This is a genomic window from Kribbella sp. NPDC051586, from assembly GCF_044453965.1.
GTDB lineage: Bacteria > Actinomycetota > Actinomycetes > Propionibacteriales > Kribbellaceae > Kribbella.
In genome coordinates this window covers 1,995,557-2,007,081 of record NZ_JBITDF010000001.1, presented here as the reverse complement: position 1 = coordinate 2,007,081, position 11,525 = coordinate 1,995,557, and the positions used below count along the sequence as shown (strand labels likewise).

Below are 11,525 nucleotides of genomic sequence, written 5' to 3'. Positions count from 1 at the left end.
GTACGGCGGTACTCCGGGCGTCCGGCGTACCGCCGTCTTCCCGGGGGACTGGATTACGGGCGGGTCGGCATCACGGACGGCTCAGGGCGTCGGCCGCGCCGCCACCGCCGGCGACCGTGGCCAGACCGTCGGCGTCGGTGCTCACCGGCAGCTCGAGCAGGTGCTTGCCGAGGTGCTCCGGGTCGGGCAGGGCGACCGGGTAGACGCCGTCGAAGCAGGCCCGGCAGAGCCGGTCCTTCGGCACCGTCGTCGCCTCGACCAGGTTGTCCAGGCTGATGTACCCGAGCGAGTCGGCGCCGAGCGAGCGGCAGATCTCCTCGGTGTTCAGCCCGTTGGCGATCAGCTCGGCCCGGCTGGCGAAGTCGATGCCGTAGAAGCACGGCCACTTCACCGGCGGCGCGGTGATCCGGACGTGGATCTCCTTGGCGCCGGCCTCGCGCAGCATCCGGATGACGGCGCGCTGGGTGTTGCCGCGGACGATCGTGTCGTCGACCACGACCAGGCGCTTGCCCTCGATCACCTCGCGTAGCGGGTTCAGCTTCAGGCGGATGCCGAGCTGGCGGATCGTCTGGCTCGGCTGGATGAACGTGCGGCCGACGTACGCGTTCTTGACCAGGCCGGAACCGTACGGGATGCCGGACTCCTCGGCGTACCCGATCGCGCCCGGCGTGCCGGACTCGGGGGTCGCGATGACGAGGTCGGCGTCGGCCGGGTGCTCCTTGGCGAGCTTGCGGCCGATCTCGACCCGGGTCGAGTAGATCCGCTGGCCGGAGATCTGGGTGTCCGGCCGGGCCAGGTACACGAACTCGAACAGGCAGCCCTTCGGGTCCTGCTCCGCGAACCGGGTCGACCGGAGCCCTTCGGCGTCGATCGCGACGATCTCGCCCGGCTCGACCTCGCGGATGAAGGAGGCGCCGACGATGTCGAGGGCGGCGGTCTCGCTGGCGATCACCCAGCCGCGCTCGAGCCGGCCGAGGACCAGCGGGCGGATGCCCTGCGGGTCGCGGGCGCCGTACAGGGTGTTCTCGTCCATGAAGATCAGGCTGTACGCGCCCTTGACCTTCGGGAGGATCTTGGCGGCGGCCTGCTCGATGGTGAGGTCCGGATACCCCGCGAGCATCGAGGTGAGGATGTCGGTGTCGCTCGACGCGCCGTGCTTCGCGTTCGCCTTGGCGTGGTCGACGTCCGCGTCGAGACCGAGGTCCAGGTCGCCCTCGCCGTTAAGGCTGGCGGCGAGCTCGCTGGTGTTGGTCAGGTTGCCGTTGTGGCCGAGCGCTATCGAACCGGTCGCCGTGGACCGGAACGTCGGCTGCGCGTTGGCCCACACACTGGAACCAGTGGTCGAGTACCGGCAGTGGCCGATCGCGATGTGCCCTCTGAGCGACGCCAGGGTCGCCTCGTCGAAGGCCTGGCTGACCAGCCCCATGTCCTTGTAGACCAGAATCTGCGACCCGTTGCTGACCGCGATCCCCGCCGACTCCTGCCCCCGGTGCTGCAAGGCGTAGAGCCCGAAGTAGGTGAGCTTGGCAACCTCTTCACCAGGCGCCCACACCCCGAACACTCCACAAGCATCCTGCGGACCCAGATCCTGCGGGTCGAGTCCATGAGTAAGCCGACCATCGCCACGAGCCACGCCGACAGTCTACGGGACGCCGAAGTGTGTCGCTGCCGCCGGCTTCACCAGCAGACGGTGATCGGGCATGCCGGCTCGCTGCCGCTGCCGGCCGACGCGCTCAGCGGGCTGGCGATGGCCAGAAGCAGCGCAACACCGACTACCGTCAGCAACTTCTTGATCACGACTCGTCCCTTCGAAATAATCCAGAACCATCTATTGTGTGCTCTTTGTCGACGCTGTCTGTATATGGTCGGTTCCGACAAGTTCTGGAGGAGAAGGATCGTGCTCGAGCCGCTGGGGGTGGACGAAGCCACCTTTGCGGTCTATCACGCCCTTCTGAGCCACCCAGACAGTACGCCGGAGCAGATTGCCGCGCTAGTAAATCGCCCGCTGAGCGACGTTCATGACCTGATGAACGACCTTCGCAAGCTGGAACTTCTGGTGCCGACCTGGACCAACCCTGAGGGGGAGCACGCGGTCCATCCGCGTGTCGGCCTCACCGGTCTCGCCGAGCGGCGGCGGACCGAGCTCAACAAGATGCTCGGCGAGCTGCAGGCGGCGGAGGTATCCGCTGAGGTGATCGCGGAGCAGTACAACGAGCTCCTGACATCCCGGAGCACCGGCGATGTCGAGGTGCTCAAGGGCCGCGCCAACGCGTCGCGCCGGATCGAGGAGCTCGCCCTGAAGGCGAGGGAGTCGTTCTGGGGGTTGATCCCGGCGCACTTCGACGACTCACTCCCGCAGGCATACAAGTCGCCGGACTTCGCCCTGCTCGAGCGCGGTATCCGGATGAGGACCGTCTACCTCCAGAGCATGGTCGCGTCGAAGCAGGCGCAGGAGTACGCCGCGACGATGCATCGGCTCGGAGGTGAGGTACGCGCCACACCGACCCTTCCGATGCGGCTCCTCATCCTGGACCAGGAGCTGGCGATCATACCGATGGATCCGCAGAGCCCGACCGATGGCGCGGTGATCCACCGCACCCAAGCCGTCGTCGCACTCGCGGTCGCGCTTTTCGACGCCTACTGGTCCCGCGCGAGCGAGATGTTCGACCCCGACGACCGCGACGACAACCCGCTCACCCCCCACGAGGCAGAGGTACTCCGCCTCCTCGCCGGCGGGGCGAAGGACGAGCAGGTCGCGCGCCTGCTCGGCATCTCCCTCCGCACCGCGCGCCGCATCACCGCCACCCTCTCGGAGCGCCTCGACGCCGCCAGCCGCTTCGAGCTCGGCGTGGCCGCAGCCAAGCGCGGCTGGGTCTGACGGGCTCGGACTCAGACTGCACGGCCGCGATCGCGCTTATCCGAGAATGCACCATTTCCACTCGGCATAATTCGTCCGGGAATTGCCGCGAGGAAATCCGGAAAATCAGGACCGGGGTCCCAGCGATTTAGCAGACATTCCTCTGTCCCAACCATGCGTGGAACGCCAATCCATTGATCCCTCAAGTCCGCCCTCGGATGGTTGGGTTAGCCCCAGCCTCAGGCTCGGAAACGGGTGCGCCACCCCGGCCTGTCGTCGGGATGTCAAACAGAGGGGCGGATCGGGGCAACGGGAGCGGGTGACCGGTGTAGATCGTTGACCGGGGCGGCCAGGGCGTGCGCATCTTCTTACCGGCCTTGACTGGCCGCGGTGAATTTCGGGCAGGAAGGTGTCAGATGCTTGCGCGGAAAGGTTGTGGTGTGGTTTAGTACCCGGCTTTTCACATGACAACGTTTTCCCGGGGTCAGACCGTCTTCAATGCCGCCAGGAGCTTCGTGAGGGAGTCCCGGGCGTCGCCGAAGAGGAGGGTTGTCCGGGGGTCGTAGAGGAGTTCGTTCTCGATGCCGGCGAAGCCGGGGCGCATGGAGCGTTTGAGGAAGATGACTCGCTGGGCCTCGTCGGCGTTCAGGATCGGCATGCCGTAGATGGGGGCCGACGGGGTGTTGCGGGCGGCGGGGTTCACGACGTCGTTCGCGCCGACGATCAGGACGACATCCGTGGACTTGAAGTCGCCGTTGATGTCGTCCATCTCGCGGAGCTGGTCGTACGGGACCTGGGCCTCGGCGAGCAGGACGTTCATGTGACCGGGCATCCGGCCCGCGACCGGGTGGATCGCGTAGTCGACCTTCACGCCGCGGGACTGCAGCTCCTCGACCAGGTCACGCAGGATGTGCTGCGCCTGGGCGACCGCGAGGCCGTAGCCGGGCACGATGATGACCTTGTTCGCGTACCCGAGCAGGATCGCGACGTCCTCCGGCCCGCCCGAGATCACCGGCCGCTCCGACGCCGTACCGGCACCGAGGGTCGACCCGCCACGGATCGCGCCGAAGAGGATGTTGAACACGGACCGCCCCATCGCGTCCGCCATCAGCTTGGTCAGCAACGTACCGGCAGCGCCGACGAGCGTGCCCGCGACCAGCAGGAGCGTGTTGCCGAGGACGTATCCGCTCGCGGCCACCGTCAGACCGGTGAATGCGTTCAGCAACGAGATCACGATCGGTACGTCGGCGCCGCCCACCGGCAGCACCAGCATCACCCCGATCGCGAGGCCCACGAGGCAGAGCAGTACGCCGACCCACACCCGCGGATCCGACACCAGCCAGACGGCCAGCGCGACCCCGCCGAGGATCGACGCGATGAACAGCACCGGCAGCCCCGGGAACGTCACCGGCCGCGTCGTCATCAGCTCCTGCAGCTTGGTGAACGTCACCACCGATCCGGAGAAGCTCACCGCCCCGACCAGGATCGTGAACGCCGAGGCGATCGCGGCCACGGTCGCATCGGAGGAGACCTCGTCGAGCTCGAGCAGCGCGACGAGTGCGGCCGCGCCGCCGCCGACACCGTTGAACAGGGCAACGAGCTGCGGCATCTGGGTCATCTGGACCCGCCGCGACCCGACCACACCGCCGATGGTGCCGATGATCAGGGCGATCAGGATCGGCGCCAGGTGGTCCGGCTTGTACGCCGCGAACGTGATCAGGACCGCGAGCACCGCGCCCGCGGCGCCGATCAGGTTGCCGGTCCGGGCGCTGCGTGGCGACGAGAGTGCCTTCAGCGCGACGATGAAGCAGACCGCGGAGACCAGATAGCCGATCTGGGCCCAGGTGGGGATCACTTGTGCAGCTCCTTCTTACGAGCCCCCGGACCTTTGAACATCTCCAGCATCCGGTCCGTGACCACGAACCCGCCGACCATGTTCACGGTCGCGAGTACGACGGCCAGCAGCCCGACGATCACCACGACCACGGAGTCGGCCGCGCCGGTGACGATGATGGCGCCGACCAGGATGACGCCGTGGATCGCGTTCGCGCCGGACATCAGCGGCGTGTGCAGGGTCGAGGAGACCTTGCTGATCACCTCGACCCCGACGAACGCCGCCAGCACGAAGATCGTGAGTAGCGCGATAGATTCCGTCACTGGACGGGTCCTTCCAGGAGCTGCCGGGTGGGCTCGTGCAACACGCTGCCGTCGTGGGTGACGCAGCAGCCGCGGACGATCTCGTCGTCGAAGTCGGGGTTGAAGGCCGCGTTCCGGGTCATCAGGCGGATCAGGTTCGCGATGTTCTGACCGTAGAGCCGCGACGCCGGTCCGGCCATCTGCGAAGGCACGTTGGCGCCGCCCCAGACCAGCGCGTCCCCGATGGTCAGCTCGGTCCCGGCGACGGATCCCTCGACGTTGCCACCCTGCTCGGACGCCAGGTCGACGACAACCGATCCCGGCTTCATCTGCTCGACCATCGACCGCGTCACCAGGAGCGGGGCAGTCCGGCCCGGCACGGCGGCCGTGGTGATCAGCGCATCCGCTGCCGCGATGTACGGCGTGAGCAGTTCTCGCTGGAGTTGCGCGCGTTCCGGCGTCATCTCGCGTGCGTAGCCGCCCGGGCCGTCCAGCGTGCCCAGCTCGAGCTCGATCGGTACGGCGCCCATCGAGGCGATCTCCTCGGCGGCCGCGGTGCGAACGTCGTACGCCTTGACCACTGCGCCGAGACGCTTGGCGGTGGCGATCGCCTGCAGACCGGCCACCCCGGCGCCGAGGACGACGACCTGGGCCGGCGGAACGGTGCCGGCCGCGGTCATGTTCAGTGGGAAGAAGCGCGGGAGCCGCTCGGCTGCGACGATCGCGGCCCGATAGCCGGCGACCAGCGCCTGCGAGGACAGCGCGTCCATCGACTGGGCCCGGGAGATCCGCGGGATCAGCTCCATCGCGAACGCGGTCAGCTTCGCCCGCATCGCCGTACGGACGACATCCGGCGGGTTGGTCGGCAGGAACGACATCAGCGCCGTACCGGCGTGCAGCCGCTGCAGGCGCTCGCGCTCGAGTGGCTGGACCGACGCCACGATCGTGGCCGCGTGGTCCGCACCCCAGGCCACTTCGGCGCCGGCGTCGCGGTACTGGTCGTCGGAGAACAGCGCGCGCTCACCGGCGGCCGGCTCGACCGCGACCTCGTAACCGAGCTCGATCAGTTTCGCGACTTGCTCCGGCACCAGGGCGACCCGGCGCTCGGCCGGTCTGGTCTCCCGTACGACTGCGATCTTCACTCGCCGAAACCTATGCCAAACACTGGGTCGCCGGAAAGCCCGCTCACGCTTGGTTCGCCAGGTTCTGAAGCAATAACGCTTCTGCCAGGCATACCTTCGAGAACTCGGCGAGGTGGAGGCCCTCGTCGATTCCGTGGGCGCGGGTGTCCGGGTCCTCGACGCCGGTGACCAGGATCGCGGCCTCCGGGAAGGTCTGCTGGAACTCCGCGATGAACGGGATCGAGCCGCCCATCCCCATGTCGATCGGGTCGACACCCCAGGCAGTCCTGAACGCCGACCGGGCCGCTTCGTACCCGGCACCCCGGGCGTTCACGCTGCACGGCTGGCCGGTCTGGCCCTCCGTCACCGTCACCTGTGCACCCCAGGGCGCGTTGCGCTCCAGGTGCTCGGCCAGCGCGGCACTGGCCTTCACCGCATCGTCACCAGGGGCCACCCGCAGGCTCACCTTCGCCCGTGCGACCGGAATGAGCGTGTTGCTGGCCTCAGCCACCGACGGCGCGTCGATGCCGACCACGGAGATCGACGGCCGGGTCCACAGCCGGTCCACCAACGAGCCGGTGCCAGTCAGGCGAACAGAGTCGAGGACGGACGACTCCGCACGCAGCCGGGCCTCTCCGTAGTCCACGTCGGCCGCCCGCGACGCATGCAGCCCGTCAACAGCCACATCGCCCTTGTCGTCGTGCAGCGTGGCCAGCAAACGACACAGTGCGGACAGCGCGTCCGGGATGGGCCCACCGAACAGACCAGAGTGCACAGCGTGCTCGAGGGTGCGAACCTCGACGTACGACTCGACCAGCCCGCGCAGTGAGACCGTCAGTGCCGGCCGACCGATTTCCCAGTTGCCGGAGTCCGCGATGACGATCGCGTCCGCGGCGAGCTCGTCGGAGTACTCCTCCAGCAGCTGCAGCAGGGTCGGCGAGCCGATCTCCTCCTCGCCCTCGACGAACACGGTCACGCCCACCGGCAGATCGTTGCCGAAGGCCCGTACGGCGGCGAGGTGCGCGGCGATCCCGGCCTTGTCGTCGGCGGCGCCCCGCCCGTACAGCCGGTCGTCGCGCTCGGTCGGCTCGAACGGGTCCGACGTCCACTGCTCGACCGGTCCGGTCGGCTGGACGTCGTGGTGCGCGTACAGCAGGACGGTCGGCTTCCCGGCCGGGGCCGGCTTCTTCGCGATGACCGCCGGGGCGCCGTCGCCGGCGCGGACGATCTTCACCGTGAAGCCCTCGGCCTCGAACAACGCGGCGGTCGCCTCGGCGGACCGCTGGACGTCGGCCGCGCGGGCCGGCTCGTAACTGACCGACGGGATCCGGATGAGGTCCTCGAGGTCGGCACGGACGCTGGGCAGAACGCGGTCGATCGCCGCGGACAGATCGGTCATGCGACAACCGTACGGCGTCCGTTCGCCGATCTGCCGCCCGGTGAGCCCTGGCTCGTTACTCACTGCCGATTTACTCTGAAGATCTCGTAGGTTTCCGCCCAACCTCCGGAGGTCATCGTGCGCTTTCTCGCCATCTCGACCGCCCTCATCACGACAGCGACCGCCCTCACCGCTGCCCTGCCGGCCACCGCCGCGATCAGCTGCGACACCGCCACCACCGGCGGCTCCACGTTCTACGACGGACCGTCCGCATCGAAGAAGTACGACGCCCGGTTCAGCAACAGCGCGAGCATCCCGAACCTGAGCACGTACACCCCACAAGGGGCCGGCACTTGGTACAACTGGGACGGCTCCGGTAAGAACCTGCTCCTCGTCGCGGCGTACCGCGCAGGCGCCGACTCCGAGATCTACGGCATCGACCCGTCGACCGGCTCCACGGTCGGGGTGGTCGCGATCGCCGAGTCCCACGTCGGTGGGATCGCAGTGAGCAAGGGCTGGGCGTTCGTGTCCGGTCAGGGCAGCAGCATCCGCAAGTACCGGCTGACCGAGTTACGCGACGCACTGAAGGCAGCTGGTACGCCGTACCTCGGACAGGTCGGTACTGCGCGGGACGTGGCCGGGTCGTCGTTCATCGGGAGCTACGGCGACTCGCTGTTCTCCGGGACGTTCAACGACACCGGTCGCGGGACCATGTACGAGTACAAGATCGCGGACGACGGCACGCTGACCACTCAGTCCGGTGCGTGGGAGATCCCGACCAAGACGCAGGGGCTGACCGTCACGGCGAACCACTTCATCTACACCACGTCGTACGGTCGTGGGAACCGCAGCAACATCTACGTGGTGAAGCGCGGCCAGAAGGACCTGGACGCCGCCGCACTGAGCTGCTTCCGCGCCCCGAGCATGACCGAGGGCATCACGGAGTACAACGGGACCGCGTACGTCGTCTACGAGTCCGGGTCGTACCTGTACGCGTCGGACCCGGCCACGCTGAACGTCATCCCCCGCATGCACAAGGCATCCATCTCGTCACTGACGTCGCTGGTGCCTTAAGGCAGGTACGTCGCGGAGTCGAGCACGCTGGTCCGGGTCTTCTCGTCGGTGGCCCGCACCTGGACCCGGAGCAGCGTGTTCCCGTTCACCACCCGGTACTGCTCGACCACGGCCGGATCGGCGCCGCAGGTGTACTGGAACGTGACCGTCGACTGCGCAGAGTTGGTCGGACCCGTAGTACAGCCGGCGGGTGCGGTGCCGCTGGTCGGCAACTTGGTCGCGCCCACCAGTCCGACGAAGACGCCCTCGACCTTCGGGTCGGTCTGCCACGCCGACGTCTTGGTGCTCACCACGAGCGCCGGCGTGGAGTCGACAGCCTTCTGCTTCCAGGAACGTGGCACCTCTACCGACAGCGGCTTGTCCACCACCTTGATCGGGCGGGTCAGGACGTACTCGTACCCGCCGTAGCCGCCACCAGCTGCCAGGACAACAGCAGCGAGCGCGGTGATGACCGCAACCCGCCGGCGACGCTTCGGCTTCGCAGCGACAGTCGGCTCGTTGGAGCTGGCCAGCGCGGTCGCCTGGTCGACGGGAGCGGACGCGGCGACCGGTGTGGGCATCTCCGCGGCCGGAACCAGCCCGGCCGGCACCTTGCCCGTCGTGTGCGCTTCTCGGAGCGCATTGAGGAAGCTGTCGAGGTCAGGCCAGCGCTGGTCGCGGTCAGGCTCCAGAGCACGCCGTACGACGACGTCGATCGCGTCCGGCACGTCTTCGCGCAGGGTGGTCATCGATGGCGGCGGCTTGTCGATCTGCATCACCGCGCCGAGGCTGACCACGCCATGCGGCGCCTGCCCGGTGAAGGCGGCGTACGCGACCGCGCCCAGTGAGTACAGGTCTGCTCGGTGGTCCAGCCGGTCGCCCATCACCTGCTCCGGAGCGACGTACGCCGGGGTGCCGCCAGGCATCGTGATGCGTGAGACCTCGGCCAGCGACTTGCCCAGTCCGAGGTCGGACAGCATGGCGCGGTCACCGGCAGCGGAGTCGGTGCGGAAGAGCACGTTGGCCGGCTTCACGTCCCGGTGCAGTACGCCGCGTGCGTGCAGGTGCTTCAGGCCGCGGCCGACCTGCGTGATGATCCGGACCGCCTCGCCGAACTCGAGCGGACCGGCCTTGATCCGCTCCGCGAGCGTGCCGCCGTCGGCGTAGGTGAGGACCATGAACGGCCGCCCGTCGTCGGCCTCGCCGATGTCGTGTACGCCGACGACGTACAGCGAGTCGACCTTGCGCAGGAACCGGCCCTCGGCCAGGAACCGACGGCGGACGTCCTCGTCCTCGACCCAGTTCTCGGACAGGATCTTGACCGCGACCTCGGCGTCCAACTGCTCGTCGCGGGCCAGCCAAACGGTCGCGAAACCTCCGGCACCCACCCGGCGGACCAGGGAGTACCGGCCGATCCTGGGTGGCTGGTCCATGGCGCAATTATGCTCGATCCGTCGTGCGACCCGTTCGCTGGAGTGAACAAAGCGGTGTTTCCCGACGTCATATCTCCCGACAGCGGGCCCTGAGCCCCTCGGCCGTGGTCCGCCGCACGGTCCTCACCAGCCGTGCCATGACCATGTTCGTCAGGTTAGGAGATCGCCATGCGAGTGCAGAACGGCCGCTTGGTCGGCCTCGTCGCAGCTGTCGCCGTCGCCGCCATCGCCGGCGGCGGAGCTCTCGCGTACCGCCAGGGCCCCGAGACCGCCGCGGCCGAGGCAGCTCCCCTGTCCAGCTCCCCGTCGCCCGTCACGAGCAGCCCGTCGCCCGTCACCAGCAGCCCGACGTCGGCCAAGCCGACCCCGACGGTGTCCAAGTCGTCGACTCCGGTCCGCACTCCGGCGTCCACCAGCCAGGTGAAGACGAAGATCGACCTGACCAAGCTCCCCACCGGCAGGGCGCCGCAGATCGCGTACCTGACCGGCCGGACGATCCGCGGTGGCGCCGGTAACGACATCAAGGTCCCGGGCACCGCCCAGATCCAGTCGGTCGCCCGGCTCGGCTCGTCGGGCCTCGCCGTCGTCACCAAGGGCTACGGCACCGAGATGCTGACCATCGACACCGCCGGCAAGGTCACCGCGCGGACCCCGGAAATCACCCAGATCATCACCACCGACGACGGCCTCGGGGCGGCGTACGTCGGCTCACCGCAGAAGGACTCCGGTGAATCGACGGCCGGCGCGACGCTCTACGCGGAGCAGGCCCGGGGCCAGAGTGGCGCCAAGAAGATCACTGTGCCGGACATCTGGAACACAACACTGCTGGCCTACCTCGACGGCAAGGTCTACTTCGACGCATCGTCTACTCAGGCCGGTGACTCCACACTGCACGTGTGGACCCCTGCCGAGTCGAAGATCATCACTCTCGACTCGGTCCCGAGGGCGATGGCCGTGTCCAGCGTCGGTACGGCGGGCTCGCTGACCATGCTGTCCGACCAGAACGGCTGCAGCAGCATGCTCACGGTCCCGGCCGGCACACGACTGTGGCGCACCTGCGACTACCAGATCGTCGGCTTCACCCCGAACGGCGCCACCGCGATCGCCGGTCCGATCTACCAGGACGGGTACGGCAACGGCATCGCAGCTGTGCTGGACGCGAAGAAGGGCACACTGCTGCACGAGTGGTCCGGCGTCTTCCGGCAGTGGATCCCTGAGGACGACCAGCACCTGCTGCTGCTTGCGGACAACGGCCCAGAGACGCCGGCTTCGATCATCCGCTGCACAATTCCTACCGGCGCCTGTGAGCGCGCCACGCCCCTTGCCAAGGGTGCGCTACTGATCGGGGACTGAAAGTTGACGACTCCGCCAGCGCGGTCGTACACGGGCCGCTTGGTCGGTGTCGTGGCGGTAACGGCCGTGGCCGCTGTAGCCATCGGTGGGGCTCTGGCCTCCCGGCAGGGACCAGCGTCCGCGTCTTCACTGGACGCCGCGCCACTGGGTGCCACAACCAGCCCCACACCGACTCCGTCGCCGAAGCCGACCGC

General features: G+C 68.3%; 9 protein-coding genes. 3 read left to right on the top strand and 6 right to left on the bottom strand.

Annotated elements, in window-relative coordinates; genetic code table 11:
• Positions 1–70: 70 nt before the first annotated feature.
• Positions 71–1,633, bottom strand: coding sequence for an amidophosphoribosyltransferase (purF, locus tag ACIA58_RS09930; RefSeq protein WP_396403195.1), 1,563 nt, complete (start codon positions 1,631–1,633; stop codon positions 71–73).
• A gap of 264 nt (positions 1,634–1,897) precedes the next feature.
• Between purF and ACIA58_RS09925 the strand changes: the two genes are divergently transcribed.
• On the top strand, positions 1,898–2,878 hold the full coding sequence (locus ACIA58_RS09925; protein WP_396403194.1) for a LuxR C-terminal-related transcriptional regulator: 981 nt from the start codon (positions 1,898–1,900) through the stop codon (positions 2,876–2,878).
• Between the two features lie 463 nt (positions 2,879–3,341).
• Here the strand turns inward: ACIA58_RS09925 and ACIA58_RS09920 are convergent, their stop codons facing one another.
• From ACIA58_RS09920 to ACIA58_RS09905, 4 genes are read right to left on the bottom strand one after another with little or no spacing between them, the layout of a single operon-like run.
• A complete protein-coding gene (locus ACIA58_RS09920) occupies positions 3,342–4,712 on the bottom strand; it encodes an NAD(P)(+) transhydrogenase (Re/Si-specific) subunit beta (RefSeq protein ID WP_396403193.1) in 1,371 nt (456 codons plus the stop codon).
• Positions 4,709–5,014 (bottom strand): NAD(P) transhydrogenase subunit alpha, encoded by a 306-nt coding sequence (locus ACIA58_RS09915; RefSeq protein ID WP_396403192.1) that lies wholly within the window; start codon positions 5,012–5,014, stop codon positions 4,709–4,711. Before ACIA58_RS09915 ends, ACIA58_RS09920 begins: the two co-directional genes overlap by 4 nt.
• Positions 5,011–6,135 carry an NAD(P) transhydrogenase subunit alpha gene (locus ACIA58_RS09910; protein ID WP_396403191.1) on the bottom strand — a complete coding sequence of 375 codons (1,125 nt, stop codon included), beginning with the start codon at positions 6,133–6,135 and terminating at the stop codon, positions 5,011–5,013. Before ACIA58_RS09910 ends, ACIA58_RS09915 begins: the two co-directional genes overlap by 4 nt.
• Positions 6,136–6,178: 43 nt before the next feature.
• Positions 6,179–7,513 carry a dipeptidase gene (locus ACIA58_RS09905; protein WP_396403190.1) on the bottom strand — a complete coding sequence of 445 codons (1,335 nt, stop codon included), beginning with the start codon at positions 7,511–7,513 and terminating at the stop codon, positions 6,179–6,181.
• Between the two features lie 117 nt (positions 7,514–7,630).
• On the opposite strand from ACIA58_RS09905, the gene ACIA58_RS09900 reads away from it, so the two are divergent.
• Positions 7,631–8,566 (top strand): hypothetical protein, encoded by a 936-nt coding sequence (locus tag ACIA58_RS09900; protein WP_396403189.1) that lies wholly within the window; start codon positions 7,631–7,633, stop codon positions 8,564–8,566.
• On the opposite strand, the gene ACIA58_RS09895 is transcribed toward ACIA58_RS09900, so the two are convergent.
• Positions 8,563–9,978, bottom strand: a complete 1,416-nt coding sequence (locus ACIA58_RS09895) for a serine/threonine-protein kinase (protein WP_396403188.1) — start codon at positions 9,976–9,978, stop codon at positions 8,563–8,565. The two genes, ACIA58_RS09900 and ACIA58_RS09895, sit on opposite strands and share 4 nt — an antisense overlap.
• A gap of 168 nt (positions 9,979–10,146) precedes the next feature.
• On the opposite strand from ACIA58_RS09895, the gene ACIA58_RS09890 reads away from it, so the two are divergent.
• Complete coding sequence (locus tag ACIA58_RS09890; RefSeq protein ID WP_396403187.1) at positions 10,147–11,331, top strand: hypothetical protein; 1,185 nt, start codon at positions 10,147–10,149, stop codon at positions 11,329–11,331.
• Positions 11,332–11,525: the final 194 nt, after the last annotated feature.